The organism is Falsiroseomonas sp., assembly GCF_051859025.1.
Lineage (GTDB): Bacteria > Pseudomonadota > Alphaproteobacteria > Acetobacterales > Acetobacteraceae > Falsiroseomonas.
Map to the genome: position 1 here is coordinate 151,421 of NZ_JBHYGL010000023.1, position 26,118 is coordinate 177,538.

At 69.0% G+C, this 26,118-nt stretch carries 24 protein-coding genes; 13 read left to right on the forward strand and 11 right to left on the reverse strand.

Going from position 1 to position 26,118, the window contains the following annotated elements:
* Window positions 1-120: 120 nt before the first annotated feature.
* Window positions 121-567, forward strand: a complete 447-nt coding sequence (locus ACTIE5_RS18895) for an NUDIX hydrolase (protein WP_439551264.1) — start codon at window positions 121-123, stop codon at window positions 565-567.
* A 6-nt stretch (window positions 568-573) separates the two neighbouring features.
* On the opposite strand, the gene hydA is transcribed toward ACTIE5_RS18895, so the two are convergent.
* From hydA to ACTIE5_RS18915, 4 genes are read right to left on the reverse strand one after another with little or no spacing between them, the layout of a single operon-like run.
* Window positions 574-2,055, reverse strand: coding sequence for a dihydropyrimidinase (hydA, locus tag ACTIE5_RS18900; RefSeq protein ID WP_439551265.1), 1,482 nt, complete (start codon window positions 2,053-2,055; stop codon window positions 574-576).
* Window positions 2,056-2,069: 14 nt separating this feature from the next.
* The gene (locus ACTIE5_RS18905) at window positions 2,070-2,759 is read right to left on the reverse strand and encodes an amino acid ABC transporter permease (protein ID WP_439551479.1); all 690 of its coding nucleotides are present in this window, start codon (window positions 2,757-2,759) and stop codon (window positions 2,070-2,072) included.
* A gap of 60 nt (window positions 2,760-2,819) precedes the next feature.
* Window positions 2,820-3,641 carry an ABC transporter substrate-binding protein gene (locus ACTIE5_RS18910; RefSeq protein ID WP_439551266.1) on the reverse strand — a complete coding sequence of 274 codons (822 nt, stop codon included), beginning with the start codon at window positions 3,639-3,641 and terminating at the stop codon, window positions 2,820-2,822.
* 28 nt (window positions 3,642-3,669) lie between these two features.
* Window positions 3,670-4,581: a dihydrodipicolinate synthase family protein gene (locus tag ACTIE5_RS18915; protein WP_439551267.1), complete on the reverse strand. Its 912-nt coding sequence runs from the start codon at window positions 4,579-4,581 to the stop codon at window positions 3,670-3,672.
* A gap of 68 nt (window positions 4,582-4,649) precedes the next feature.
* Here ACTIE5_RS18915 and ACTIE5_RS18920 point away from each other — a divergent pair, with 68 nt between their 5' ends.
* From ACTIE5_RS18920 to ACTIE5_RS18945, 6 genes are all read left to right on the forward strand, one after another.
* Window positions 4,650-7,517, forward strand: a complete 2,868-nt coding sequence (locus tag ACTIE5_RS18920; RefSeq protein WP_439551268.1) for an FAD-dependent oxidoreductase — start codon at window positions 4,650-4,652, stop codon at window positions 7,515-7,517.
* Window positions 7,518-7,524: 7 nt separating this feature from the next.
* Window positions 7,525-8,676, forward strand: coding sequence for a TIGR03364 family FAD-dependent oxidoreductase (locus ACTIE5_RS18925; RefSeq protein ID WP_439551269.1), 1,152 nt, complete (start codon window positions 7,525-7,527; stop codon window positions 8,674-8,676).
* Window positions 8,673-9,464, forward strand: a complete 792-nt coding sequence (phnX, locus tag ACTIE5_RS18930) for a phosphonoacetaldehyde hydrolase (protein WP_439551270.1) — start codon at window positions 8,673-8,675, stop codon at window positions 9,462-9,464. The genes ACTIE5_RS18925 and phnX overlap by 4 nt, the downstream gene beginning before the upstream one ends.
* A gap of 103 nt (window positions 9,465-9,567) precedes the next feature.
* Window positions 9,568-10,587, forward strand: coding sequence for a putative 2-aminoethylphosphonate ABC transporter substrate-binding protein (locus ACTIE5_RS18935; RefSeq protein ID WP_439551271.1), 1,020 nt, complete (start codon window positions 9,568-9,570; stop codon window positions 10,585-10,587).
* Between the two features lie 10 nt (window positions 10,588-10,597).
* Window positions 10,598-11,719: an ABC transporter ATP-binding protein gene (locus tag ACTIE5_RS18940; protein ID WP_439551272.1), complete on the forward strand. Its 1,122-nt coding sequence runs from the start codon at window positions 10,598-10,600 to the stop codon at window positions 11,717-11,719.
* Window positions 11,712-13,418 (forward strand): putative 2-aminoethylphosphonate ABC transporter permease subunit, encoded by a 1,707-nt coding sequence (locus tag ACTIE5_RS18945; RefSeq protein WP_439551273.1) that lies wholly within the window; start codon window positions 11,712-11,714, stop codon window positions 13,416-13,418. The genes ACTIE5_RS18940 and ACTIE5_RS18945 overlap by 8 nt, the downstream gene beginning before the upstream one ends.
* A 10-nt stretch (window positions 13,419-13,428) precedes the next feature.
* Here the strand turns inward: ACTIE5_RS18945 and ACTIE5_RS18950 are convergent, their stop codons facing one another.
* The 4 genes from ACTIE5_RS18950 to ACTIE5_RS18965 form a co-directional block, all read right to left on the reverse strand.
* Window positions 13,429-14,421, reverse strand: coding sequence for a S1C family serine protease (locus ACTIE5_RS18950; protein ID WP_439551274.1), 993 nt, complete (start codon window positions 14,419-14,421; stop codon window positions 13,429-13,431).
* Window positions 14,422-14,448: 27 nt separating this feature from the next.
* Complete coding sequence (locus tag ACTIE5_RS18955; protein ID WP_439551275.1) at window positions 14,449-14,754, reverse strand: hypothetical protein; 306 nt, start codon at window positions 14,752-14,754, stop codon at window positions 14,449-14,451.
* A 214-nt stretch (window positions 14,755-14,968) separates the two neighbouring features.
* Complete coding sequence (locus ACTIE5_RS18960) at window positions 14,969-17,146, reverse strand: malate synthase G (RefSeq protein ID WP_439551276.1); 2,178 nt, start codon at window positions 17,144-17,146, stop codon at window positions 14,969-14,971.
* A gap of 119 nt (window positions 17,147-17,265) precedes the next feature.
* Window positions 17,266-17,688 carry a TerB family tellurite resistance protein gene (locus tag ACTIE5_RS18965; RefSeq protein ID WP_439551277.1) on the reverse strand — a complete coding sequence of 141 codons (423 nt, stop codon included), beginning with the start codon at window positions 17,686-17,688 and terminating at the stop codon, window positions 17,266-17,268.
* Between the two features lie 209 nt (window positions 17,689-17,897).
* Between ACTIE5_RS18965 and ACTIE5_RS18970 the strand changes: the two genes are divergently transcribed.
* Window positions 17,898-18,665: a GntR family transcriptional regulator gene (locus tag ACTIE5_RS18970; RefSeq protein WP_439551278.1), complete on the forward strand. Its 768-nt coding sequence runs from the start codon at window positions 17,898-17,900 to the stop codon at window positions 18,663-18,665.
* A 50-nt stretch (window positions 18,666-18,715) separates the two neighbouring features.
* On the forward strand, window positions 18,716-19,183 hold the full coding sequence (locus tag ACTIE5_RS18975) for a hypothetical protein (RefSeq protein ID WP_439551279.1): 468 nt from the start codon (window positions 18,716-18,718) through the stop codon (window positions 19,181-19,183).
* 22 nt (window positions 19,184-19,205) lie between these two features.
* Here the strand turns inward: ACTIE5_RS18975 and ACTIE5_RS18980 are convergent, their stop codons facing one another.
* On the reverse strand, window positions 19,206-20,114 hold the full coding sequence (locus ACTIE5_RS18980; RefSeq protein WP_439551280.1) for a serine/threonine-protein kinase: 909 nt from the start codon (window positions 20,112-20,114) through the stop codon (window positions 19,206-19,208).
* Between the two features lie 282 nt (window positions 20,115-20,396).
* Here ACTIE5_RS18980 and ACTIE5_RS18985 point away from each other — a divergent pair, with 282 nt between their 5' ends.
* From ACTIE5_RS18985 to ACTIE5_RS19000, 4 genes are all read left to right on the forward strand, one after another.
* Window positions 20,397-21,980: a gamma-glutamyltransferase family protein gene (locus ACTIE5_RS18985; RefSeq protein WP_439551281.1), complete on the forward strand. Its 1,584-nt coding sequence runs from the start codon at window positions 20,397-20,399 to the stop codon at window positions 21,978-21,980.
* Between the two features lie 5 nt (window positions 21,981-21,985).
* Window positions 21,986-22,648: a GOLPH3/VPS74 family protein gene (locus ACTIE5_RS18990; protein WP_439551282.1), complete on the forward strand. Its 663-nt coding sequence runs from the start codon at window positions 21,986-21,988 to the stop codon at window positions 22,646-22,648.
* A 148-nt stretch (window positions 22,649-22,796) separates the two neighbouring features.
* Window positions 22,797-23,786, forward strand: a complete 990-nt coding sequence (locus ACTIE5_RS18995; protein ID WP_439551283.1) for a Bug family tripartite tricarboxylate transporter substrate binding protein — start codon at window positions 22,797-22,799, stop codon at window positions 23,784-23,786.
* 103 nt (window positions 23,787-23,889) lie between these two features.
* Complete coding sequence (locus tag ACTIE5_RS19000) at window positions 23,890-24,543, forward strand: GOLPH3/VPS74 family protein (RefSeq protein WP_439551284.1); 654 nt, start codon at window positions 23,890-23,892, stop codon at window positions 24,541-24,543.
* Window position 24,544: 1 nt separating this feature from the next.
* On the opposite strand, the gene hpxZ is transcribed toward ACTIE5_RS19000, so the two are convergent.
* Together hpxZ and ACTIE5_RS19010 are read right to left on the reverse strand one after the other, a co-directional pair.
* A complete protein-coding gene (gene hpxZ, locus ACTIE5_RS19005; RefSeq protein WP_439551285.1) occupies window positions 24,545-24,940 on the reverse strand; it encodes an oxalurate catabolism protein HpxZ in 396 nt (131 codons plus the stop codon).
* Window positions 24,940-26,103, reverse strand: a complete 1,164-nt coding sequence (locus tag ACTIE5_RS19010) for an amidase (protein WP_439551286.1) — start codon at window positions 26,101-26,103, stop codon at window positions 24,940-24,942. Before ACTIE5_RS19010 ends, hpxZ begins: the two co-directional genes overlap by 1 nt.
* Window positions 26,104-26,118: the final 15 nt, after the last annotated feature.

The following is a 26,118-nucleotide window of genomic DNA, read 5'->3' on the forward strand; positions in this document are numbered from 1 at the left end:
AATCACGCTGCGGCCTTCATCTCCCCTTCACATCCGCCCCGTGATTCTCCATGTGGAATCAACGGGGTTCCCCGGGCCGCCGGCCCGGGGTCCGGCCTGGTTTGGGGAACGGGGCTGGCGATGCCTGATGGGGTGATACGGGGCGGCAGGCCCACCGGCGATCTGCGCCGCCAATGCGCCGCGGTGCCACTCACCGGCGGGGCAGGCGACTGGCGCGTGGTGCTGGTGACGAGCCGGGAGACGCGGCGCTGGGTCGTGCCCAAGGGCTGGGTGGAGCCGGGCGAGGAGCCGCATGTCAGCGCGGCCCGTGAGGCTTTCGAGGAAGCGGGGCTGGAAGGGGAGGCCGAGGCTGAACCGCTCGGCACCTATTCCTATGACAAGCGCAAGGCCAATGGCGTGCTGCTGCCCTGCGAGGTGCTGGTCTTCCGCTACCGCGTGACCCGCCTGCTGGCCGAATGGCCTGAACGCCACCAGCGCGAACGGCGCCTGTTCCGGCCGGAAGCCGCGGCCGCGCTGGTCCTGGAACCGGCCCTCGCCAGGCTGTTGCGCAGCCTGGCGCAGGGGTAGTGGACGTCAGGCCCCGAAGCCGTCCGGCGTGATGCCGCGCGGCTTCACCATGTCGTAGGGCCCGCGCGGCAGGAAGCGGCCGGTGCCGGGTTCCGCCTGGACCTTGCCGTCCCGCATCACAACCTCGCCCCGCCGGATGGTGCTGACCGGCCAGCCCGTGACCTCCAGCCCCTCATAGGGCGTGTAGTCGATGGCGTGCTGCATCAGCGCGTTGGTGATCGTCACCTTCTTCTTCGGATCCCAGAGGACCAAATCGGCATCGGCACCTGGCTGGATCGCGCCCTTCTTCGGATAGAGGCCCATCAGCCTCGCCGGGTTCGTGCTCGTCAGCTCCACGAACTTCTCGATGGAGATGCGGCCCTTGGAGACGCCCTCGCTGAAAATGATCGGCAGCCGCGCGGCCAGGCCCGGGATGCCGTTCGGGATCTTCTCGAAGCTTGCGTCGCGGCCTGCCGATCCCTTGCCCTTGTCGCCCTCGTAGCTGAAGCCACAATGGTCGGAGGAGACGATGTCGAGCGTCCCGCGCCGAATCATTTCCCAGATGCGGCCATGTTCAGCCGTGTCGCGCGGTGCAGGGCTGCACATGAACTTGGCGCCTTCGAAGCCCCCGTCTTTCGGGTTGGTCCGGGCCATGTCGGCGGCGGTGAGGGTGACGTATTGCGGGCAGGTTTCCCCCCACACCTTCACGCCGCGCGCCTGGGCGCGGGCGATCTCCTCCGCCGCATCCTCGCAGGATACGTGGAAGACCTGGATCGGTTGGTCCACCAGTTCCGCCAGCGCGATGGCGCGGTGGGTCGCTTCTCGTTCAACGACGCGCGGGCGTGACCAGGCGTGGTATTGCGGCGCGGTCATCCCGGCGTCCAGCAGCGCTCGGGTGCGCCAGCCGATGGCGTCAAAATTCTCGCAGTGGACGGTGACGAGGCAGCCATGCTCCCGCGCTGCCAGCAGCACCTTGATGTATTCGGCATCGCCGAGGTGCAGCGGCTCATAAGTCAGGAAGACCTTGAGGCTGCGAACCCCCTCGGCGACCAGCCTCGGCACTTCCTCCTTCATCACGACATCGGTTGGATCGCTGATGATCTGGTGGAAGGCGAAGTCCAGCATGCCCGTTTCGCCGCGCTGGCGGGCATCGACATAGCGTTCCCAGACGCCGAAGCCCTTCCATTGCGGGATGAAGCACACCACGCTGGTCGTGCCGCCGGCGAAGGCGCTGGCGGAGGCGGTGATGAAGCTTTCCTCATTCACCGTCACCTGCGGTTCACCGTCGGACATGGTGTAGCCGCCGCGCGACGTCTCCTCGATGTGGCAATGGCTGTCCACGCCGCCGGGCAGCACCAGCAGGCCGCCGGCATCGATCACCTGCGCGGCGTCGGTGATGCTTTCCGCTATGGCGGCGATACGACCATCCTTGATGCCGATGTCGCAGCGCGTGACGCCGAAGCTGGTGGCGACCTGGCCGCCGCGGATGGCGATGTCGTAGGTGCTCATGTCAAACCCCCTTACTATCGTCGGTCTGCTGCGTGGCCGGCATAGGCGCGGCCGTAGCGTTTCTCGAGCTGCCTTTGCACCAGTTCCCAGACCGTTGTCATGAGCAGATACCAGCAGGCGGCTGCGATGAAGAGTTCCAGCACCATGAACTTCTCCTGGATCAGGATCTGCGTCCGGCGCAGCAATTCCTCCATGGAGATGACGCTGGCGACCGAGGTCGTCTTCAGCAGCCCGTTCACGCTGTTGCCCAGCGGCGGGATGATGATGCGGAAAGCCTGCGGCCAGGTGATGGTGCGGAAGACCTGCGTGCGTGAAAGCCCCAGCGCCAGCCCCGCTTCGCGCTGCCCGCTGCCGACGGCGGAGATGCCCGACCGCACGATCTCGCTGAGATAGGCAGCCTCGTTGAGCGCGAGGCCGAGCAGCGCCGCCGTGGTGACGCTGAAGCGGATGCCGAAGAGCGGCAGGCCGGTATAGATGATGAGGAGCTGCACCAGCAGCGGCGTGCCGCGGAAGATCCAGCAGTAGAAGCCGGCCATGGCGGCCAGCACCTTGTTGCCGGAAAGCCGCATCAGCGCGATCAGCACGCCGAGCACGAGGCCGCAGATGAGGGAGGCGGCGGTCAGCCACAGCGTGGTGATCGCGCCTTCCAGGAGATAGGCATTGAAGAGGTAGTCGAGGAACCCCGACCAGGACCAGATATGGATGGGTGGGCTCCCCGTTGCTGGACAATTCCGGCCCCGCCTGCGCGGGGCCGGGTGGGCTTGTTATTGCGGGCCAACGATCTCGAAGGCGCCGGTCCACTTGCTGGCGCCGTAGCGGTCAAACAGCCGATCGTACCAGCCATCCGCTCGCATTTCCGTCATCACGGTGGCGACGGCATTCGCCAGCGTGCGGCTGCGGAAGTTCAGGCTTGCGGGGCTGGGATAGAGGCCGAACAGCACGCGGGAGAATTCGCCACGCTGGTCGTATTCGGCGGCGACGGCATCGACATTCGTCACCGCTTCCACCTGGCCGGCGCGCAGCGCCTGGAAGGCGATGGCGAAATTGTCGAAGGTGCGGATGTTCAGCGGCCGAAGCCCCTTCGCCTGCAGCTCCGTGCTGATCTGGCGCGTGCGCGCTTCCTCGAACCCGCCGAGTTCGACGCCGATGGTACGGCCGGCCAGGTCATCCACGCTACGGATGTTGAGCGGGTTGCCGCGCGCGGCGGAGATCGCGATGGCCTGGTTCTCGTAGCGCAGCATCTGCATGATGCGGGCGCGTTCCTCGGTGTAGAAGGTGCCGGTGTTGATCATGTCCCAGCGCCGCGCGGCGAGGCCCGGGATCATCGCGCTGAACTCGATCCGCACCCATTCCGGCGTCAGGCAGAGCCGGCGTGCGATCTCCACGCCGAGTTCGAAGCGAAGGCCCTGCAACTGGCCCTGCGCGTCCACATACTGCAGCGGGCGCAGCGTGGGGTTGATGGACATCACGAGTGTGCGCGGCTTGATGAGGTCGCTGTCGGCGACGCGGGGCGTGCAGGCGGGGGTTTGCGCGAAAGCGGGCGTGGCAAAGGCGGCGAGGGCCGCGGCAAGCAGAAGGCGACGCATGGATATTCTCCCTGTGAAGTCGTTGACGTCAGGCGGCCTGGCGGGCCCCTTCGGAAAGTAGGCCGAGCTTCTGCAGCACGGCGGAAAGCGCGGCGGTGTCGGCGCCCGGCAGCGGCAGTCGCGGCGGGCGCGGGCTCCCCATGCTCATGCCCATGAGGCGAAATCCCATCTTGGTGCCGCTGACGTAGCGTGGGCCGCCGACGAAGGGCAGCAGCGGCATCAGTTGGCGGTACAGCGACAGCGCCTTGTCCATGTCCTTGTCGAAGGCGGCGGCGTGGAACATCGCCGTGCTCAGCTTCGGAGCCAGGTTGCTGCACACCGCGACCCAGCCGATGGCGCCGAGCCAGGCGCTTTCGTAGCCCAGCACGCCAGCGAAGACTTCCATCCGGTCCCCGCAGAGATCAATGATGTCCCGCACGCGCGTGACCTCGAGCGTGCTTTCCTTGACGTAGGTGCAGTTGGGGATGCGGGAGATCTCGGCGAGCATCGCCGCCGTCATGTCCACATTCGCGGTCGCGGGATTGTTGTAGACCATGATGGGAATGCCGATCGCCCTCGCCACCGTGTCGTAGTGGTGCATCAGTTCCGGCAGCGTCGGCACGGAATAGAAGGGCGGGATGATCATGACGCCATCGGCGCCCAGTGCCTCCGCCTCCTTCGAGGTGCGCACCACCTCTCGCGTATCCTCCGCCCCGGTGCCGATCAGCACGGGCACGCGGCCGGCGGCGGTCTTCACCACCGTCTCCACGATCTGCGTCCGTTCGTCCGGGGAGACCGACAGGAATTCGCCAGTGGAGCCCAGTGGGATGAGGCCGCGTATACCTTCGCGGATCTGGAATTCCACCAACCGCTCCAGCGCCTTGACATCGACGGCGCTGCCATCTTCCGTGAACGGCGTGATCAACACCGTGTAGCAGCCGCGAAACTTCTCGCCACCCATCGATCGGCCCCCATCTCTCAGTCGGGTGCCATCCAGCCCAGATTCCGCGAAAGCATCAAGCCCACTCCATGCGCCTGACCCATCCGGACATCCATCCCGCTGCCGAAGCCGTGGGCATCACCCTCGATGGCCGCCCGATTCCCGCGCTGCCTGGCGAAACCGTGGCCGCCGCGCTGTCCGCCGCTGGCGAGATGGTGTTGAGGTATACGGCATCAGGCGCGCCGCGCGGCCTGCATTGCGGCATGGGGGCCTGCTTCGATTGCCTGGTCACCATCGATGGCCGCGCCAACCAGCGCGCCTGCCTCGCCAAGGTGGAGCCCGGCATGCGCGTGGAACGCGCCGCGCCCGAACGCCCCGCACCGCTGGCACCGGCGGCCGAGCACCAGGCGGAGCAGCGGGGCTGCGACGTGCTGGTGGTGGGCGCAGGCCCCGCCGGCCTGTCCGCTGCCATCGCCGCGGCGGAGGCCGGAGCCAGCGTGATCGCGCTGGATGAGCGTGACGCCCCCGGCGGCCAGTACCTGAAGCCGCTGGCCAAGAGCCACCGTCACGAAGCGCCGGATCGGCAGTTCCGCCAGGGCGACGCCTTGCGGGATCGCGCCATCGCCGCGGGCGTGGTCTTCCATTTCGGCGCTACTGTCTGGGGCGGCTTCGCGGAGAATGAAATCGCAGCCCTGGTGGGGGGGCGCAACGTCCTGTTCCGCCCGCGCCGCCTTGTCATCGCGGCGGGAGCCCATGAACGGCCGGTACCGATCCCCGGGTGGACCCTGCCCGGCGTGATGACAACAGGGTGCCTGCAGACCCTGGCGCGCGCCAACCGTGTATCCCCCGGTGAACGCGTGGTGATCGCAGGCAATGGTCCGCTGAACCTGCAGCTCGCCTGCGAATTGGTCGAAGGCGGCGTGAAGGTCGCGGCGGTGCTGGAAGCGGCGCCGAAGCCGGGTCTTCTGGCGTGGCGCCAGGCGCTCAGGCTGGCGGCGAAGGCGCCGGACCTCGCATGGGATGGCGCGCGCTACCTCGCGATCCTGCAGCGGGCGGGTGTACCCCTGCTGTGGGGGACGACGCCCATCGCCGCGGAGGGGGAGGGCCGCTTCGTCCGGCTTCGTGCCGCGGCGCCACAGGGCCAGATCATTATGGAGGCCGACGCCCTCGCGCTCAACCTCGGCTTCCAGCCCGAAACCGGCCTGGCCCGCGCGCTGGGCTGCGAACATCGATTCCATGACAGCGGCCTCGGGCGGCTGGAGACGATCACGGATGAGGACGGCCGCACCAGCCTGCCGGCCGTCTTCGCGGTCGGCGACGGCGCGCAGGTCGGCGGTTCGCGCATCGCACTCGCGCGTGGCCGCCTCGCGGGCCTCGCGGCGGCGCGGGACCTGCTGCCCGGTGTGGCGGATGACGCTTCCTGCCGCAGGGCGCTGACGCGGGCAGTGGGGTTCCAGGACGCGCTGTGGCGCTTCTTCGCCGTGCCCGCCTTCGATGTCACCGCCATCCCGGACACCACCCTCGTCTGCCGGTGTGAGGAGGTGACGGCTGGCGCGCTTCGAGCCGCAGCGTCCGACGGTGCGTGCTCGGTCGGTGCCGTGAAGAAGGCGACGCGCGCGGGCATGGGACGGTGCCAGGGCCGCATGTGCGGCGCTACCGTCGCCCGCCTGGTCGGCGCAAGCGAGGAGGTCGGCTGGGCCGCCCCACGCGCACCCCTGAAGCCCGTGCCTGCCATCGCGCTGGCGATGGAGAAGCCCGAATGGGAGGAGGGGCCCTCCGCCGCTCCCGGCCCTACTGCTCCCGGCCGCCGCAAGCCCCTGACGGGTGAGACCCTGGACTGCCAGGTGCTGGTCATCGGCGGCGGCGCCCTCGGCCTCTCCTCCGCCCTCGCCTGCGCCCGCGAAGGCATGGATGTGCTGGTGGTGGAGCGCGCGGAGCCCGGCCAGGGCGCGACCACCGCGAATGCCGGCAGCCTGCACGTCCAACTGCACGCCTATGACAGCGCCGGAGCGGCGGAGGGGCCCGAAAGCGCGGCGGCGCAGGTGTTGGCGATCGGTCCGGAAAGCATCCGGTTGTGGCGCCAGATCGCGGCGGAGGAGGGCGAGGCGCTCGGCATCCGCACCGAGGGCGGCATCATGCTGGCCGAGACCGCGGCGCAGGTTCGGGCGCTGGCGGACAAGGTGGCGATGGAGCGGCAGTTCGGCGTCGCGAGCGAGGTGCTCGGCCCCAACGAGCTTTATGCGATGGCTCCGTACCTCGCCCCCGGCTTCGCCGGCGCTGCCTTCTGCCCGGATGAGGGGCAGATGGATCCCCTCCGCGGGCTTTCCGTGCTGCTGCGCGCCGCGACCCGGGCCGGGGCGCGCATGCGCGGCGCTACCGCGATCGCCGCCGTGGCGCGCGAGGGCGCGGGGTTTGTCGCGGAGACGACCGACGGCATCCGTATCCGCGCTGGTCAGGTGGTGAACGCGACCGGGCCCTGGGCCGGGCAACTCGGCGCCATGATCGGCGCGCCGATCCCGGTGAAGGCGGCCGTGCAGCAGGTGATGGCGACGGAGGCGTCAGGCTCCGAGATCATGCGCCACCTTATCCTGCATGCCGGGCGCCACCTGTCGGTGAAGCAGGGCGATGCCGGCCACCTGGTCATCGGCGGTGCCTGGCCTGGCGTGACAGACAGCGCCGGCCGCCCGCGCAACTTGCGCGCCTCGATCGAGGGTAACCTTTATGTCGCCCGCACCGTTCTGCCCGCCATCGCCGGGCTGCATGTGATCCGTGCCTGGACCGGGGTGAACGTCCAGGTGCCGGGCCCCATCATCGGCGCCGATGCGCGGGTGCCCGGCCTGCATCACGCCGTGACCTTCAATGGCTGGACACTCGGACCGATCGCCGGGCAACTTGTGGCGGAGGGCGTCCGGGGGCGGACGGGCACGCCAAGGGTCTTCTCACCCAACCGCTTCTGATTGTCGCTTGTGCAACGGCGTCGGCGTGCCGATGCTGCACCGCATGATCGACCCGCATTTCGACCTTCTCATCATCGGCCATGGAATCGTGGGCCTCGCCCATGCACTGAAGGGTGCGCGGGCCGGGCTGACGGTGGGCGTACTGGACCGGGATGTGCGGGCGAATGGCGCTTCGATCCGCAATTTCGGCTTCGTCACCGTCACCGGCCAGGGCAGCCCCGATACCTGGCGTCGCGCCCGGCACGCCCGCGATGTCTGGGCCGATGTGGCGCCCCGGGCCGGCATCCCCGTCATCCACCGCGGCACGCTCATGGCGGCGCGGCGGCCGGAGGCCGTGTCGGTGATCGAGGAATTTGCCGCCGGGCCGATGGGGGAAGGCTGTACGGTGCTGCGCCGCGAAGCCCTGCCGGCGCCGCTGCGGCAGGACGGCGCCGTCCTGGCCGCGTTGCATTCCCCGCATGAACTTCGGGTCGAGAGCCGTGACGCCATCCCCAGGCTCCGCGCCTGGTTGGCGACGCAGGGCGTCACCTTTTTCCCCGGGCGCGCCGCGCTGGCCATCTCTACGGGGCGGGTGGAGACGCCGCAGGGCCCGTTGTACGCCGACCGCATCGTGGTCTGCCCCGGCACGGACCTCGTCAGCCTTTTCCCCGACGCCTTCGCCAAGCGCCAGGTCACGCTCTGCAAGCTGCACATGCTGCGCCTCGCCGATCCCGGCTGGCGCCTGCCGGCGGCGGTGATGAGCGACCTCGGCCTGCATCGCTATCGCGGCTACCATGGCTGCCCATCGCTGCCGGCACTGCGTGCCGAACTCGCGCGTGACCAGCAACCGCATCTCGACAACGGCGTGCATCTGATCGTGGTGCAGTCCGCGGACGGGTCACTGGTGGTGGGGGACAGTCATCACTACGACCCGACGCCAGACCCGTTCCAGCCGGAAGCCGTGGATGCCCTGATCCTCGACGAATACGCGAAAGTCCTGGGCATGCCGCCGCCGGTGATCGATCGCTGGATCGGCGTCTATCCCTCCGGCCCCGAGGATGCCTTCTTCGAGGAAGTGACGCCTGGTGTGATGCTGGTGTCCGTCACCTCCGGCACCGGGGCCTCCACCGCCTTCGGCCTGGCCGCCGATGTCTTCACCGCATGGGGTCTGCCCGCATGATCAAGGCTGTTGTTCTCGACTGGGCCGGCACGGTGCTGGACCATGGCAGCCGCGCCCCCATGGGCGCCTTCGTGGAGGCTTTTCGTCAGTTCGGCGTCGCCATCTCCATCGCCGATGCGCGCGGGCCGATGGGCATGGCGAAAGCCGACCACATCCGCTTGGTCGGCGCCGCCGTGAACGATGCCTGGCGCGCGCAGCATGGACGCGATTTCGGCGAAGCCGATGTCCAGGCGATCTTCGACGTGTTCGAACCCCTGAACATCGCGGCGGTGGAGGCCCACAGCGCCCTGATCCCCGGGGCGCGCGAAACCCTCGCCACGCTGGCCGAGCGCGGCATCCGCGTGGGCTCCACCACCGGCTACACCCGCCCCATCATGCAGCGCCTCGCCCCCCTGGCCGCCGCGCAGGGCTTCGCGCCGGAGATCATGGTCTGCGCCGGCGACCTGCCCGCCGGGCGCCCCGCGCCGCTGCAGATGTGGAAGGTGCTGGCGGAGATGGGCATCTGGCCCGCTTCCGCCGTGGTGAAGGTGGATGACACGCCGCCGGGGATCGGTGAGGGCCGTCAGGCCGGCACCTGGACCGTCGGCCTGGCGCTTTCCGGCAACATCGCCGGCCTCTCCGCGGAAGACCTTGCCGTCCTGCCCGAATCCGATCGCGACGCCATCCGTACCCGCGCCACGGCGGAACTGGTGGATTCCGGCGCCCATCTGGTAATCGACAGCATCGCCGACCTCCCCTGGGCCATCACCGCGATCGAGGAACGGATGGCGGCCGGCGAGGGGCCTTGATCCCGCATTGACGCACGCCATCGAACTGAAACAGTATCGTCATCACCGCGACGCCAGATCGCGATAGGGCAGGAGACGCACGCCAGGGAAGGACCCCACCGTGATGCGTTCCGCCTATCTTGCCGCCGGCCTTCTGGCCTTCATGCCGTTTGCCGAAGCCGAGGCGCAGTCCCGAACCCGGCTTACCGTCTATACGGCGCTGGAGAATGAGCAACTTGCCCCGTTCAAGGCGGCCGCCGAAGCTGCGGTTCGGGATATCGAGATCGTCTGGGTCCGTGATTCCACAGGCGTCATCACGGCCCGCCTGATCGCTGAACGGCAGAACCCCCGAGCGGACGTGGTCTGGGGGCTGTCCGTCTACTCGCTGCTGCAGATGGAAGCACTGGAGATGCTGGAGGGCTACACGCCCGCCGGCACCGATGCGCTGCGACCCAACATGCGCAGCGACCGCAGCCCGATGACCTGGACGGGCATGGATGCCTTCGTCTCCACCATCTGCTTCAACACGGCCGTCGCCGCGCAGCGCAACCTGCCGCGTCCCTCGACCTGGGCGGACCTGCTGGATCCTCGCTTCCGCAACCAAGTCGCCATGCCCAACCCGTCTTCCAGCGGCACTGGGTTCCTGACCGTCGCGGGCTGGATGGGCGCGATGGGGGAGGCGAATGCCTGGTCCTACATGACCCGCCTTCATGACAACGTGCAGGTCTACACCCATTCCGGAAGCGCCCCCTGCAACAATGCCGCGCGTGGTGAATACGGCGTCGGCATCTCGCTCGACATGCGCGCCGTGACGCTGCGCAACCAGGGTGCGCCGATCGAGGTGATCGTCCCGACCGATGGCGTGGGCTTCGATTTGGAAGGCACTGCGATCCTGCGCGGCACGCGCAACCTGGATGCGGCGAAGCGCCTTGCGGATTTCGCTGTCTCGCGCCCCGCCATGGAACAATACGGCCGTTTCTACGCCATGCTCGCGCTGCCGGGCGTCGATGCGACGGTGCGCAACTACCCGCCGGAATTCGCGCAGCGCCTGGTCAATGTGAATTTCCGGGAAACGGCGCTGCAGCGTGACCGCATCCTGCGCGAGTGGTCGCAGCGCTTTGACGGCAAGTCGGCGCCGCGCTGAGCACGCCCGCATGACCGCCCTCGATACGCTGTTGCAGGGCGGCATCCGCCACGCGGCAACGCAGGCGCCCTATCTCGACCTGTCGGCGGTGGGGAAGCAGTTCGGCGGCTTCGTCGCGCTGAAGGATGTCAATCTCTCGATCCGGGAAGGGGAGTTCATCTCCTTCCTCGGCCCTTCGGGCTGCGGCAAGACGACGCTGCTGCGTGCCATTGCGGGGCTCGATCCGGCGACGACCGGCGTGATCCGCCAGGCCGGGCGGGACATCACCGGCCTGCCGCCGGCGGCGCGGGATTTCGGCATCGTCTTCCAGTCCTACGCGCTTTTCCCCAATTTCAACGTCACCGACAACATCGCCTATGGCCTGCGCGGGCCTGCCTGGCGGATGCCGCGGGTGAAGGCGCGCGTGGCCGAACTGCTCGACCTCGTCGGCCTTGCGGAACACGCAGCCAAGTATCCAGCGCAGCTCTCTGGCGGGCAGCAGCAGCGTGTGGCCCTTGCCCGTGCGCTGGCGCCCGAACCGGGCCTGTTGCTGCTGGATGAGCCGCTCTCTGCCCTCGATGCCATCGTGCGCCTCCAACTGCGGCAGGAGATTCGAGACCTTCAGAGGCGACTCGGCGTCACGACCATCATGGTGACGCATGACCAGGAGGAGGCGATGGGAGTCTCGGACCGGATACTGGTCATGAGCCGCGGCCATGTGCAGCAGGTCGGCACGCCGGAGGAGGTCTATCGCACACCAGCCACCGCCTTCGTCGCGTCCTTCGTCGGCCGGTCCTCCGCCTTCGATGCGGTGGTGCAGGCGGTGCCTGGCACGATCTCCGCCGGCGGAACTGTCCTTTGGGCGGATGCTGCGCGCGGCATGCTGTACGGCACAGCGCTGCGCGCCTTCGTGCGGCCGGAGGAGGTGCGTCTTGGCGCGGCGGCAAACGGCTTGCCGGGCGCGATGCCGATGGTGGTGACGCATCTGGAGTATCTGGGCCCGACCTGTCGGCTGTCGCTGGAACGCGGCGCCTTCCGGCTGGAAGCGGAAGCGGCGCCGGATCTGGTGCGGGCCGTCGGCGCGCTGCCGGGGGCGGAAGTGGTGGCCGCCATTCCGCCCGACCGCGTGATGGTCTTTCCCGGAGATGAGTGAGGCGATCGCTGGCCGGCAGGTGCGGATAGAGGCTTCCGTCGACCAGCGTTTGATTCGTGCGGGGCTCTGGCTCGCGGGCGGCTTCCTCCTGCTGGCGCTCGGGCTGCCGATGGCGGTGCTGCTGTCACGGGCCTTCGAGGACCAGGCCGGTCAGTTCGTGGGCCTGGCGAATTTCGTGACCTATGTCAGCACGCCCGTGCTGCTGCGATCCGCCTGGAACAGCATCTGGACCGCGGCGCTGACGATGGTGATCGTGGTGCCGATGGCCTTCACTTATGCCTACGCGCTGACGCGGTCGCGCCTGCCTTTCAAGCCGGCGTTCCGGGCGGTGATGCTGCTGCCCATCCTGGCGCCGTCGCTACTACCGGCGCTGTCCCTGATCTATCTTTTCGGCAACCAGGGCATGCTGCGCTGGATGCTGCCGATGGAGAACATCTACGGCGCACCCGGCATCATCGTGGCCCAGGTGTTCAGCACCTTCCCCTCCGCGGCGATCATCCTTTCGGTGGCCTTGGCCACCGCGGATGCGCGGCTGTATGAGGCGGCGGAGGCGTTGAAGGCCGGCCGCGCGCGCATCTTCGCGACCGTCACGCTGCCCGGCGCACGCTTCGGCCTTGTCTCCGCCGCCGTAGTCGTCTTCACTGGGGTGGTCACGGATTTCGGCATCCCGAAGGTCATCGGCGGGCAGTTCCCGGTGCTGGCGACCGACGTCTACAAGCAGGTCGTCGGGCTTCAGGACTTCAACATGGGTGCCGTCGTGGGGCTGGTGCTTCTGCTCCCGGCGCTTGCGGCATTCGCGCTGCAGCGTTGGGCGGAGGGCAAGCGCGCGGCAACGTTGACAGGCCGTGCCGTGCCGCTCGCACCGCGCCCGCGCCTTGCACGCGACCTGCCACTGGCGCTGTTCTGCCTTGCCGTGGCCTTCATGCTGGTCGGCATCGTCGCCGTCGCCGCCTGGGGTTCGCTGGTTCGGTTCTGGCCCTGGAACCTGGCGCTGACGCTGGACAATTATGATTTCGGCCGCTTCGATTCATCGGGCTGGGGCGCGGTCGGCACCTCCATCCGCATGGCGCTGGCCACGGCCTGCATCGGTACCGTCATCGTGTTCCTCGGCGCCTATGTCATGGAACGCGCGCCGCGGCTGTCCCGCGTGGATGCGGGCCTGCGGAGTGCCGTGGGGCTGCTGGCGACGGTGCCGTTGGCGATCCCGGGTCTGGTGCTGGGGCTCGCCTACATCCTGTTCTTCAACCACCCTGCCAATCCGCTAGGGTTCCTGTATGGCACCCTGGCGATCCTGGTCCTGAACTCGCTGGTGCATTTCTACACCGTGGGTCATCTGGCGGCGACAACGGCGATCCGCCAATTGGACCCGGAGTTCGAGGCGGTAGGGGCTAGCCTGAAGGTCCCGGTGTGGGAAACCTTCCGGCGTGTGACGCTGCCGATCTGCCTGCCGGCGATCCTGGAAATCTGGGTCTATCTTTTCGTCAACGCCATGGCGACGGTCAGCGCCGTGATCTTCCTCTACGGGCCCGACACCAAGCCGGCCTCCGTTTCCGTGGTGCACATGGATGAAGCCGGGCAGGCCAGCGCCGCCGCCGCCATGGCCTGCGTGCTGCTCGGCGTCTCGATCATGGCGAAACTGGCGCAGATGGTGGTGGGGGCGCTGACGGCACGGGCCACGCAGGGATGGCGGAGGCGGTAGGCGCCGCCGTTCAGTGCAGGCGCGGTGCCTTCATGAAACTGGTGCGATCCGCGCTCGTGACGGGCAGGCTGAAGCGCCTGCCATCCCGTTCCACCGAGACCTGGACCATGACCCCCGCCTGCCCGAGCGACCACAAGCGACGCCACAACGCCGCTAGATCAGCGGCATTCTCACCCTCGATGCCGATGATGCGATCACCGGGCTTGATGCCGGCTTTGTCCGCGGGCCCCTTGCTGGCGACGGAGGCGACGATGATCCCTTCCTCCTGGTCCGCGCAGTAGAGGCCGAGCCAGGGCCGCGCCGGCTTGTTGACCCGCCCGTAATTCGTCATGTCGTCCAGGATCGGGTGCAGCAGCCCGATCGGCACAGCCATGTTGAGGTCCAGCCGCCGTCCCTTCGAGTCCCGGTGCTGCAGCACCAGGGACCCGATGCCGATCAGGGCCCCGTCCTCCCCGATCAGGGCGGCGCCACCCCAGGACGGATGGGCGGGGGCGGTGAAGAGCGCCTCCTCCAGCAGGTATTCCCAGTAGCCGGCAAAGGGTTCCTTGGCGACGATGGAGCAGGCCAGCGCGCCGCCTTCCGCGGCGTTGCGACCGGAATGCGGGGCTGCGGCCAGGATGGTATTGGCACCGGCCTCCGGCAGCGCAGCGGTCCCGAGCGGCATGGTGGGTGCGTCCAGCCGCCCCAGCGCCTGTACCAGGCCGAAGCCGGTCTCGAAATCATAGGCTAGGCCGTGGCCCTGGACGACTCGGCCAGTGGAGGTGGTTATCCAGATGCTGTCGGCTTCGCCGATCAGGTAGCCGATGGTCAGCACCAGCCCCTTGGCACCGATCACCACGCCGCTGCCTTCGCGCTCCGTGCCCAGCGTCCGGGCGGAGAAGGCGTCGGCCGGCACGCGCGACTTGATCGACACCACGGAAGCCAGGGTGCGCGCCACATCGAAGCGGTATTCGGCCGGGTCAGGCCGCATTTCCGCGGGGATCGTCCAGTCCTCGTCCGCCATCACTGCTTCCGCTGCCAAGGAGGCATTCTAGAAGAGGCCGGGGCTGGTGGGAACGCCCCGGCGGTTTCGCAAGATTGCGGCCGGCGGCTCCGGGGCGGGGGGCAGGTCAAGAGGAGAAACCAGGGGCGCGACCAGTGCTTCCGCGACCGGGTCCGGAATGACCCGCGGGCACCGGAAGGCGATGCGGTATTCGTTCGGCCAGATCTCGCTGCGCACGATGTCGAAGCCCCTGTCCCGATCGGCGCAGAAGCGCTGCGCCTGTTCCACACCGCGCCGCGCTGCCGTGGCGGGCGTCGAGGCGTGGGTGGTCAGGCCGAAGACCTCCGGCGACAACTCGACGACCGCCGAGGTGGTGGCGCAGGCGCCGAGAAGGGACAGCAGCAGGACGGCGTATCGGGCCAGGGTGGCTCTCCGCAGTGTGATCGCGCGGCGAGGCTAGGACACCCTGCGGGGCACCACCAGCCAGGGAATGGCGCGGCGGCACGCCGGGAAACCCCGTCTCCCCGCCCGGTTTCCCGGACGGGGAGTGGGTTGGAGGGCGGGGTGGCTACGGGGCCGCCTTCGCCTCGCGCCGCCGCCGCGTCAGGATGAACTCCGTATAGCCGTTCGGCTGCGTTGCGCCATCGAAGACCAGGTCGCAGGCTGCCTTGAAGGCCGGGCCGTCGAAGCCCGGCGCCATGGGCTTGTAGAGCGGGTCGCCGGCATTCTGGCGATCGACCACCGCGGCCATGCGCTTCAGTGTCTCATCCACCTGGGCTCGGGTCACGATGCCGTGGCGCAGCCAGTTGGCGATGTGCTGGCTGCTGATGCGCAGCGTGGCGCGGTCTTCCATGAGGCCGACATCGTTGATGTCCGGGACCTTGGAGCAGCCGACGCCCTGGTCCACCCACCGGACGACATAGCCCAGGATGCCCTGCGCGTTGTTGTCCAGCTCCGCCTGCACATCCTGCGGTGCCCAGTTGGTGTTGGTCGCGACGGGTACGGTCAGGATGTCGTCCAGCCTGCCGCGCGGGCCACCGGCGACGATCTCCGCCTGGCGCGCCGGGACATCCACCTGGTGGTAGTGCAGCGCATGCAGCGTCGCGGCGGTGGGGGAGGGGACCCAGGCCGTGTTGGCGCCGGCCTTGGGGTGGCCGACCTTCTGGTCCAGCATCGCGGCCATCATGTCGGGCATCGCCCACATGCCCTTGCCGATCTGTGCGCGGCCGCGGAGGCCGGCGGCGAGGCCGACATCGACGTTCCACTCCTCATAGGCCTTGATCCAGGGCAGGCCCTTCATGTCGTTCTTGCGGACGACGGGGCCGGCTTCCATCGCGGTGTGGATCTCATCCCCCGTACGGTCCAGGAAGCCGGTGTTGATGAAGACCACGCGGTCCTTCACGGCGCGAATGCAGGCGGCCAGGTTCACCGTGGTGCGGCGTTCCTCGTCCATGATGCCGAGCTTGGCGGTGTAGCGCGGCAGGCCAAGCGCATCCTCCACCCGCTTGAACAGCAGGTCGGCGTGGCGGACCTCATCGGGGCCATGCATCTTCGGCTTGACGATGTAGACGCTGCCGGTGCGGCTGTTCATCCGCTTGCCGCGGCCGGGCGGCTGGATGTCGTGCAGCGCGATCGCGACGGTCACCATCGCGTCCAGTGCCGTTTCCGGGATCTCGGCGCCGTCCAGCGTGACGACATCCGTCATCATGTGGTGGCCGACATTGCGCACCAGCATGACGGAGCGGCCATGCAACGTGATCGCGCCGCCGGCCGGCGTCTTCCAGACCCGGTCGGCGTTGAGGCGGCGGGTGATGGTCTTGCCGCCCTTCTCGAGGTCGGCGGTCAGGTCGCCCTTCATCAGGCCGAGCCAGTTGCGATAGACATCGATCTTGTCGGCGGCATCGACAGCGGCGACGCTGTCCTCGCAATCCATGATCGTGGTCAGCGCGGATTCCATCACCAGGTCGCTGACGCCGGCCGGATCCTCACGCCCGATCGCACTGCCGCGGTCGATGTGGAGTTCCATGCGTAGCCCGTTGTTGCCGAGCAGGATGGCGTTGGGCGCCCAGGTCTCCCCCTGGTAGCCCATGCACTGGCCGGGGCGGGCGAGGTGGACCTTGCTGCCATCCTTCAGGGCGACAACGAGGGTCCCGCCCTCGATCGCGTAGCTGGTGCTGTCGGCATGGCTGGCGCCGCCGGCGAGCGGCACGGCCTGGTCGAGCACCTTGCGCGCGAAGGCGATGACCTTGGCGCCGCGCTTCGGGTTGTAGCCGCGGCCCTTCTCGGCGCCATCCGCCTCCGGGATCGCATCGGTGCCGTAGAGCGCGTCATACAGGCTGCCCCAGCGGGCGTTGGCGGCGTTCAGCGCGTAGCGGGCATTCGAGACGGGGACGACGAGCTGCGGGCCGGCCATGGTCGCGATCTCGGCGTCGACATCGGTGGTGCCGACGGAGAAGGGCTCGGGCTCCGGCGCCAGGTAGCCGATCTCCTGCAGGAAGGCGGTGTAGGCGGGCAGGTCCACGGGGCGCGCGGGGTTGGCGCGGTGCCAAGCATCGATCTTCGCCTGCAATGCATCGCGCGTGGCAAGCAGTTCCGCGTTCCGCGGCGCCCACTCGCGGAGGATGGATTCGAATGAAGACCAGAAACGCGCGGGTTCGATCCCGGTGCCGGGCAGGGCTTCGTCCTCGATGAAGGTGCGGAAGGCACCCTCCATGCCAAGGTTGCCGATCTTAACGGTCTTTGCCATCGAACCTTCTCCTCGCCTGCAAGCCCCGGCGCCCTCGGGGCCGTTCGCGGGCCATCTGCGGGCATTTGCCCTATGTGGCAAGGGGGACGACCCGCGCAGGCCATCCCCCCAGAGGGTCCCTACCGGTCCAGCACCGCGCGGTCGTTCTTCGCGGTCAGGGTGCGGAAATGCGGCTCAAGCTCCGCTTCGCTCAACCCGAAGGCCTGGACAAAGCCCATGACCAGGCGCTGCTCCTCCGGCTCGGCCTGGCCGTCCGACATGGCGCTGTCGATCATGTTCAGGACGATGCAGAGCCTCTGGTCGTGGCGCAGCTTGGGCGCCGCGGCAGCGGCGAACTGCTCGGCCGGCGTGGCACGGCAATAGCGAAGCGCGTTATCGAGGGCCTGCCGCGTGGCATTGGGGCCCATGACGGACAGGAGATGGCCGATCTCCTCCTGGTCCATCTCGCCGTCGGACGCCATGCAATAGAGCAGGCTGGCGACGAGGCAGTTGCGAGGCGTGAGGTCGAAGGCAGGCGCCTGGGCCTTGAACATTCCGAACATCGATGTGTCTCCCGGCAGGGTTGTGGCGGCGCGCCGGGCACTCTCGCGGTGCCGGTCGCGCCGTCGCGCAACAGCCAGGGATTCGGCCATTCGGCAAGAGGGTTTACTGTTGCAGAAATGAGACACTGCGGTGTTACCGCAATAGTGGCATCGGGGCTGGCAAGGAAGAGGCTTACCGAACCAATAGATTGAATTTAGACTGGATACGATTGACCGAGGCCCCCCGCATCGTGATCACGCTCTCTCCCGACGTCGTTGAAGCGCCGCCTCTCGACGTTGCCTCGGATTCCCGGCGCCTGTCGCCAGTGCAGCCGCGCACCATGGTGGAACAGGCCGCCGAGGCCATCGTCGCCGCCGCCGCCCGCGGCATCTTCCTGCCTGGCGATCGTCTGGTAGAGGCTGAGATCGCCCGCGACCTCGGCATCAGCCGCGTCCCGGTGCGGGAGGCGCTGCGCCTCCTGGAAAGCCAGGGTATCGTCGTCAGCACGCCCTACAAGGGCATGCGGCTCATGCAGATCACCAACCGCAACGTGGCGGAGTTGATGCGCGTCCGCACGGCGCTGGAAACACTGGCCCTGCGGGAGATCTCGGCCAGCGGCCCCGCGAATCCGGAACGCCTGGCGCCGGCCTGGCGGGCGGCGGAGCGGTATGAGGCCGTGTCCAGCGGGCCGGACGCCGCGGCAATTGTCGCGGCCGATGAGGCTTTCCACGGGGAACTCTGCCGGCTGTCCGGCAACGGCGTGCTGCACGGACTCTGGCTCAGCGTCGCGCGGCAGCTATCGGTCGTCTGGGGCCTCGGCCATGATGTCCGGCCAAAGCCGCGCATCGCACAGGAACACAGGGAGATCCTGGATCGCCTGTCCCGCGGCGATGCTGCAGGCGCACAGGCGGCGCTCGACGCCCACCTCGCCTGGCATGAGGATCTGGACTTCGAACGCCAGGTCGAACGCCGGCGGCTGGGCAAGAACCGCGCCTGACGACCCGCCGGCGATCCTCGCCCGCGGCACTGGCAGAGGAGGATCGCGGCATGTTCCAGATTGGGCAGAAAGTCTGGCATCGCGACGGCAAGCGCAGCGGCGTTGTCCTGGATTGCGATGGCGACCGCGTCTTCATCGAACAGGAGAACGGCGCGGAACTCGATTTCCCCGCCCGCGAACTGAGCGTGACGGCACCTGCCGCGGCGACGCCGGCGCATCGGGCTGCCGCCTCCGTTCCTTATTCCATGGTGGACCGCACCCTGGTTGCGTCGGACATCACGCCGGAACATGTCCGGGTGCTGGGCTTGATTCCCCAGCGTACCGTCCAGGCCGTGGCGGCGGTGTACGAAAAGCGGCCGCGGGCGGGCAAGTTCAGCGCTCTGGATGTCGCGCAGAAGCTGAACCTGATCGCGGAAGTCACCGATGTGCCCTACCGCACCATGCGCACCTACAGTGACCGGCCCGGGGAGATGGGGCTGCTGATGGGCAAGGGGCTCGCCGACAGCCAGAAGGGCTGAACGGGCCGGCGAGGCATCGGGGTCAGGCGCAGCCCGCCGCGCCGATGCGCCGTGTCGCATCCTCCTGCTCCTCTGGCGGCAGGAAGGCGCTGCGTGCCGGCCAGGGCGCGGGCGATGTCAGAACCGCCCGCAGGGCGGCAGCCATGCTGGATGCATCCTCGAACCGCTCTGTGGCGGCCTTGGCGGTCGCCCGCGCCACGATGGCCGGAAGTGCCGCCGGCAGGCCGGGCACCAGGCTGTCGAGCGCCGGGGTCGGGCGGTGGACGATCGCATGGGTCAGGGCGAAGAAGTCGGCAGGTGGCCGGAAGGGATGCCGGCCCGCCAGCATCTCGAACAGCACGATGCCAAGGCCCCAGAGGTCGGCACGTGCATCGGCGGCTTCGCCGCGCAACTGTTCGGGGGCCATGTAGGCGGGTGTCCCGGCCATCGTGCCGGCCATCGTAAGGTCGCTCGCCTCCGTGCGGGCGATGCCGAAATCCGTCAGCTTCGGCGTGCCGTGCCCGGCATTCTCGCTCATCGTCAGCAGGATGTTGGCCGGCTTCACGTCGCGGTGGACGATACCGCGGGCATGCGCATGGGCCAGCCCGTCCAGCAGTTCCACCACGATCTCCACCGCCTGCCGCGGCGAGATCTCCCCGCGCCGCATGGGTGCGCCCAGCGGCTCCCCGATCACCAGTTCCATGACGATGTAGAAGAGGCCCTCATGCATCCCCGCATCATGCACGGTGACGAGGTTGCCGTGATTGAGGCGGGCTGAGACCTGCACCTCCCGCAGCATGCGTTGGTGTTCTTCCGTGCTGGTGCGCCCGCGCATCATCTTCAGGGCAACAAGGCGGCCCAACCGGCGGTCAACGGCTTCAACCACCACGCCGGACGCCCCTTGGCCGATGATCTCACGCAACTCGTAGCGATCGGCGATGAGTGCAGGCATCCAGTAACCTCGGCTGCATAGACAGGCGCTGCCGCGGGAAAGGCGCCGAAGGATCACGCTGTGCCGCGCGGGGCCGGCACCGCAGCACTGTAGGGCGCCCGTGGAAGACAGGAAATGCCCGGATCGGTCGACATGCAGTTTCCACCTCGCCGAACTTTCGTTGCCATGGCGAGGAACATTGCAACGGCGGCGGTTTTTTGCCCCGCCCGCGGGATACGCCGGCGCCGGGGTTGTCGATCGCGCCTTGCGGGTCGATCCTGGGATCTCCGGAGGACATGCCTGATGCCGCTCACCTACACCCCGCCTGTTCACGTCAGCCAGCACTGGCAGGTCGCCAAGCCGGCCGCGCAGGGCAGGCGCGGCATGGTCGCCAGCCAGTCACGCGATGCGGCCGAGGCCGGGATCGCCATTCTGGAGGCGGGAGGCAACGCGGCCGATGCGGCGGTCGGCATGGCCTTCGCGCTGGCGGCCATGGAGCCCTGGAACAGTGGCCTTGGCGGCATCGGCTTCGCGCAGGTGGCAGCCCCTGGCGGCCCGGCGGAGACCATCGATTTCGGTCCCGTCTCCCCTGCCGGACTCGACGCCAAGGACTTCCCCACCACCGGGCGGATGAAGCAGGACCTGTTTGCCTGGCCGGAGGTGGTGGGCGACCGCAACATCCATGGCCCGATGAGCTTCGTCATCCCGTCCTCCGTCGCCGGCTATGCGCTGCTGCACGAGAAGCGTGGCCGCCTGCCGGCGCGCGACGTGCTGGCGCCGGCGGTGGCGCTGGCGAAGCGGGGCCTGGCGCAGGACTGGTTCACCACGCTGAAGATCGCGAACGCGGCTTCCACCCTGAAGCTCTATGCCGAATCGGCGCGCATCTACCTGCCGGGCGGGCTGCCGCCCGTGGCGCCCTACCAGGGCACGCCGGGCTTCTTCCAACTGGGCAATCTGGCGGCGACGCTCGAGCGCCTGCAGTCGGCAGGGTTCCGTGACTTCTACGAGGGCGAGATCGCAGCCTCCATCGCAGCGGATGTGAAGGCGATGGGCGGCGTGCTGTCCGCCGCCGATCTCGCGGGCTGCCGCGCGCGGGTGCTCCCGGCGGTTGCCGTGCTCTGGCGGGGCCGTACGCTCCACCTCTCCAACGGGCTGACCGCCACGCCGACCTTCCGGCGTGTGATGGAGTTGATGGAAGGGGCGGACTGGTCGGGCACGGAGCCCGGCACCGCCTGGCACATCGCCTTCGCGGAGGCGATGAAGGCCGCCTATGCGGAGCGGCTGGAGGGCCTTGGCGATGCCGAGCCCAAGGGCGCGGACAGCTGCACCACCCACCTGACCGTCTGCGACGCGGACGGGATGATGGTGGCGATGACCACCACGCTGCTGTCCTCCATGGGCAGCCGTGTGGTGCTGCCGGGCTCCGGCGTGCTGATGAACAACGGGGTCATGTGGTTCGACCCGCGGCCGGGTTCCCCCAACCAGATCGGTCCGAACAAGCGGCCGCTGACCAACATGTCGCCCGTGCTGGTTTCCGACGGGGTGGGGGTGCCTGAGATGGCGCTCGGTGCCTCCGGCGGGCGGCGCATCCTGGCGGCGGTGTTCCAGACCCTCGCCCTCGTCGCAGGCTTCGGGCTGGATGCGGAGGCCGCCGCGCATTTCCCGCGCATCGATGTGAGTGGCCCGGAAGGCGCCACCGCCGACCGCCGCCTGCCCCAGGCGACGCTGGATGCGCTGGCGGCGATGGGGCCGCTGGAGGTCGTGGAGCACGCCGTGCTGCCGGTGAACTTCGCCTGCCCGAACCTGATCCGCATCGCCCCCGACGGCACGCGCCAGGGCATCACCGACGTGATGTCGCCCTGGTCCGCCGCGCTCGCGCAGGGCTGAGGCCGATGGACGGCGTGCTCAGCCTGGGCGAGGAGATCACACTCCTTTCACTGGATGACGAGACCGGGCGGCCGGTCGGCCGTGCGGGCATGGGGCCCGACCGCGCGCTGGCCGGCGCGCTGCTGATGGAACTGGCGCTGGCGGGGCGGCTGGATACGGACCGGGACCGGCTGATCCTGGTGGATGCGGCGCCGACCGGCGATGCGGCGCTGGACGCTGCGCTGGCGCGCCTTGCCGCACCCGGCGCGCCCACGGATGCCCGCGGCGCGATCCCGCTGCTGGCGCGCGATATAGCGGCGGCGCGGGCCGTGATCCTGGACCGGCTGGTGGCGCGCGGCGTCCTGCAGCGGGTCGATGAACGCCTTCTGTGGATCCTGCCCGACCGCCGCTATCCCAAGGCGCCGGGTCGGGCGGAAGTGACGGAGGCGCGCGCCCGGCTGCGCGCCTTGTTGCTGGAGGGCGAGATCCCCGATCCGCACGACGCGCTGCTGCTCGGCCTGGCGAGGGCGGCGGGCCTGCTGCCGCTGATCTTCTCGGCGGCGGAGCTGTCGGGGGTACAGCCCTGGCTCGAGGTCGTCACGCGGATCGAGAGCCTGAACCGATCCCTTGCGGTGGCGGTGGCCGATATCCGCGGTGTCGGGATGGGGACCGCGCAGCGGGAAGCGTGAAGTGGAGGCGCTGACACGCCATGGCCATCTGCGCGGCATGATGTTTGCCTATCATGCGGGCAGGTAAGGGCTATCGCATGCGGTGCTGGGTGATGTGCCCAGAAATTGTGCGGTTGCCCGGCCGGTTCTGATCGCTGGGAGCGCATCCATGCTGCAACGTCGTCATCTGCTCGGCCTGACCGCCGGCGCCGTCGGTACCCTGGCCGCGCCGGCCGCGCTGCGTGCCCAGGGCGCCTGGCCCAGCCGCGGCACCATCCGCCTGGTCGCCCAGTTCCCCCCGGGGGGGCTGGTGGACACCGTCGCGCGCCTGATGGCGCCGGCCATGTCCCAGGCCCTGGGCCAGAACATCGTGGTGGAGAACCGCCCGGGTGCCGGCGGCATCATCGGTACCGACATGGTCGCCAAGGCGCCGGCGGATGGCTACACGCTGCTCGTCAGCCATGCCTCTGTCCAGGTGTTCAGCACGGCGACCCGGCCGAGCCTGCCCTTCGACCCGATCAACGACTTCACCCACATCATGCAGTTGGTGGAGGCGCCGAACATCATCCTGGTGCGCGCCAATTCCCCCTTCCAGACGCTGGAGCAACTGCTGACCGCGGCGAAGACGCGCCCCGTCCGCTACGGCTCCTCCGGCATCGGCTCCGCGCCGCATCTGCTGGGGGCGATGCTGTCGGCGGAGGCGGCGGCGCCGAACCTTGACCACATCCCCTATGCCGGCAGCGCGCCGGCCATGCAGGACGTGCTGGCGGGCAACATTGAATGCATGGTGGACCCCATCACCACCAACACGCAGCAGATGCGGGACGGGTCGCTGCGCGCGCTTGCTGTTTCCACCGCCCAGCGGCTGGCGATGTTCCCGAACGTGCCGACCTTCGCGGAACTCGGCTATCCCAAGCTGACCTCCGCGCAGTGGCTCGGCCTGTCCGGACCGAAGGGCCTGCCGGCGCCGATCGTGGAGCGCCTGACGGCGATCATCCCGCCGATCCTGGCGCGGCCGGAACTCGCCTCCCGCTTCGTCGAGCTGCAGACCATGCCGCGCAATCCGCCGCCGGCGGGGGCGGACTTCATCGCGCTGATGCGGCGAGAGATCACCGAATGGACCGCCGTCGCCCGGCAGTTCAACATCACGGTGAGCTGAACAGGCGGGCAGCTGAGAAAGAGCCTTCGGTGGTGAGCGGGGGGCGGCCTGACGGCCGCCCCTTTTCGTTGCACACTCCATCACAATGCCCGGGATGGATGCGATGGCGCTGACGATGCCGGAGGAGATTCTGCTCCTCCTCCTTGATGACGAGACGGGCAAGCCCGTGGGGCTACCGGGACCGGCGGGCGACCTGGCGGTCGTGGGCGCCATCCTGATGGAACTGGCGCTGGCGGGACGGATCGACACGGACCTCGACAGCCTGACAGTGGTGGACCCGCGGCCCATCGGCGACCCCGTTTTGGATGGCGTGCTGGCACGGCTGGCGGAGCCGGGTGCCGCGCGCACCAGCCGTGGCTGGATCCAGGACTTCGCCAAGGGTGCCGGGCTGCTGCGCCCGCAATTGCTGGAACGCCTGGTGCAAGCGGGCGTGCTGCGGCGGGTGGAGGACCGGTTCCTGTGGGTCTTCCCGGAGCGCCGCTACCCCAAGGCGGAGGCGAGGGTGGAGGTCGAGGAGGTTCGCGCACGTCTGCGCCATGTGCTGCTGGACGACAGCATCCCCGAACCCCGCGACGCGCTGCTGATCGGACTCGCCCGCGCCGCCAGCCTGGTGCCGCTGCTGGTGTCGCCGGATGAAGCGGTGCGCGCCGCGCCGCGGGTGGAGCGGATCGCGGCGCTGGAGGAATTGTCGCGGTCACTCGGTGCCGCGACGCGGGACATATACGCCGCGCTGATGCGCCAGGGCGCCATCCACTGAGTCAGTAGGCGGGTGAGGCCTCCGTCACCGAGACATGGGCTGAGACGACTTTCCAGCCGAGGCCCGGAAAGCGCACCCAGGTCTGGCTCTGCCGGCCGGTCGTGGCGCGGCCGCGCATGTCGAATTCCAGGTTCACGGTGGCGAAGTCGCGCCCCAGCGTCGTGATCACCAGGCGGCGATGCGCCAGCTTGATGCCGGGGCCGGGTGGGCGGCGCACGCGGTGTGCGTGGATTTCCTCGAACCCGTAGCCGTTCTCATGAACGGCGTAGCGAATGGTGTGCGGGCTGTTCCAGAAGGTGACGTCCAGCACGTCCACATCCTTGTCGATCAGCGCCTTTTCGTAGCGTTCGAACAGGGTGCGGATCTCCTCCACCACCTCGGGGATGTTGACATCCATCAGATACTCTCCAGGGCCAGGGCGGTGCGCACCAGCATGGCATCGGCGCCGCGTGCGGCAAGCAAGGACAGGCCGATGGGGCGGCCATCGACGGTGGCGCCGGGGATGCTGACTTGCGGGTGGCCGGCCAGGCCGCCATGGGCGCAGAGCACGTTGATGGCGGATCGCAGTCCATCCAGTTCCGACAGCGGGAGCCCGACCTTCGGCGCCGCGAAGGGCGTGGTGGGGATCGCCAGCACGGTGCCTGGCGGCAGCAGGTGGCAAAGTCGCCCGCGGGCTTCCCGCCGCACCAGCGCCGCCCAGCCGAGATCGGCTTCCGGCGTCATCGCCGCCATCACCAGGCCGCGGGCGACACTGAAGGCGAAGCGCGGGTTGTCGCGCTCCACCCACTCGCGAAAGGTGTCCCAGGCTTCCACGGGTTGCAGGGTGCGCTGGGCGCGGGACCAGGTTGTGAGGCCCTGGGGCGCCATCACCTCCTCCCGCCAATCCGGCACCAGGCGCTTCAGGCGGTCCAGCACGGGGGCCAGGGCTTCCGCAGCCGCCGGGTCGGCGAAGCCGAAGGCATCGGTCGCGACCAGCAGGCGCGTCGGCAGCGCATCCCCGATCGCCTCACGCAGCAGCACGGTGGAGATTCGGGCGAAGGTCGCGGCATCGCGCGCGAACCAGCCCGTGGTGTCAGAGGATGGAGCCTGCGGCAGCATCCCCGTCGGATCGAGCCGCCCATGCGTCGGGCGGATGCCGAAAAGTCCGCAGAAGCTGGCGGGGACGCGGACGGAGCCGCCGGTATCGGTGCCCAGCGCCATGTCGCATATCCCCTGCGCGACAGCGCTGGCGGAACCGGAGGAGGAACCGCCCGGGACATGGCCGGGTGCCGCGGGGTTGAGCGGCGTGCCCTCGAAGGCATTCTCGCCGAGGATGCCAAGCGAGATCTCATCCGTGATGGTCTTGCCGACCAGCGTGGCGCCGGCGTCCAGCAGTGCCTGCACAGCCCAGGCATGCCGCGTGGGGACCGGGTTCTGGCGCGCCCAGTCCGGGTTGCCGCCGCCAGTCGGGAGGCCGGCGACATCGAACAGATCCTTGGCCGCAAAGGTCAATCCGGTGAGCTGGCCGCCCGGCGTGCCGGGAAGACGGACCATCGTGCCGGGGACGAAGGGGGAGGACATGGATTCTCCTGGAAG

Excerpts from the sequence above, each read along its gene's own strand:
- ACTIE5_RS18895 (WP_439551264.1), top strand. The coding sequence starts at position 121 with ATGCCTGATGGGGTGATACGGGGCGGCAGGCCCACCGGCGATCTGCGC.
- hydA (WP_439551265.1), bottom strand. The coding sequence starts at position 2,055 with ATGAGCACCTACGACATCGCCATCCGCGGCGGCCAGGTCGCCACCAGC.
- ACTIE5_RS18910 (WP_439551266.1), bottom strand. The coding sequence starts at position 3,641 with ATGCGTCGCCTTCTGCTTGCCGCGGCCCTCGCCGCCTTTGCCACGCCC.
- ACTIE5_RS18915 (WP_439551267.1), bottom strand. The coding sequence starts at position 4,581 with ATGGGTGGCGAGAAGTTTCGCGGCTGCTACACGGTGTTGATCACGCCG.
- ACTIE5_RS18920 (WP_439551268.1), top strand. The coding sequence starts at position 4,650 with ATGCGCCTGACCCATCCGGACATCCATCCCGCTGCCGAAGCCGTGGGC.
- phnX (WP_439551270.1), top strand. The coding sequence starts at position 8,673 with ATGATCAAGGCTGTTGTTCTCGACTGGGCCGGCACGGTGCTGGACCAT.
- ACTIE5_RS18935 (WP_439551271.1), top strand. The coding sequence starts at position 9,568 with ATGCGTTCCGCCTATCTTGCCGCCGGCCTTCTGGCCTTCATGCCGTTT.
- ACTIE5_RS18940 (WP_439551272.1), top strand. The coding sequence starts at position 10,598 with ATGACCGCCCTCGATACGCTGTTGCAGGGCGGCATCCGCCACGCGGCA.
- ACTIE5_RS18945 (WP_439551273.1), top strand. The coding sequence starts at position 11,712 with ATGAGTGAGGCGATCGCTGGCCGGCAGGTGCGGATAGAGGCTTCCGTC.
- ACTIE5_RS18950 (WP_439551274.1), bottom strand. The coding sequence starts at position 14,421 with ATGGCGGACGAGGACTGGACGATCCCCGCGGAAATGCGGCCTGACCCG.
- ACTIE5_RS18960 (WP_439551276.1), bottom strand. The coding sequence starts at position 17,146 with ATGGCAAAGACCGTTAAGATCGGCAACCTTGGCATGGAGGGTGCCTTC.
- ACTIE5_RS18965 (WP_439551277.1), bottom strand. The coding sequence starts at position 17,688 with ATGTTCGGAATGTTCAAGGCCCAGGCGCCTGCCTTCGACCTCACGCCT.
- ACTIE5_RS18975 (WP_439551279.1), top strand. The coding sequence starts at position 18,716 with ATGTTCCAGATTGGGCAGAAAGTCTGGCATCGCGACGGCAAGCGCAGC.
- ACTIE5_RS18980 (WP_439551280.1), bottom strand. The coding sequence starts at position 20,114 with ATGCCTGCACTCATCGCCGATCGCTACGAGTTGCGTGAGATCATCGGC.
- ACTIE5_RS18985 (WP_439551281.1), top strand. The coding sequence starts at position 20,397 with ATGCCGCTCACCTACACCCCGCCTGTTCACGTCAGCCAGCACTGGCAG.
- ACTIE5_RS18990 (WP_439551282.1), top strand. The coding sequence starts at position 21,986 with ATGGACGGCGTGCTCAGCCTGGGCGAGGAGATCACACTCCTTTCACTG.
- ACTIE5_RS18995 (WP_439551283.1), top strand. The coding sequence starts at position 22,797 with ATGCTGCAACGTCGTCATCTGCTCGGCCTGACCGCCGGCGCCGTCGGT.
- ACTIE5_RS19000 (WP_439551284.1), top strand. The coding sequence starts at position 23,890 with ATGGCGCTGACGATGCCGGAGGAGATTCTGCTCCTCCTCCTTGATGAC.
- hpxZ (WP_439551285.1), bottom strand. The coding sequence starts at position 24,940 with ATGGATGTCAACATCCCCGAGGTGGTGGAGGAGATCCGCACCCTGTTC.
- ACTIE5_RS19010 (WP_439551286.1), bottom strand. The coding sequence starts at position 26,103 with ATGTCCTCCCCCTTCGTCCCCGGCACGATGGTCCGTCTTCCCGGCACG.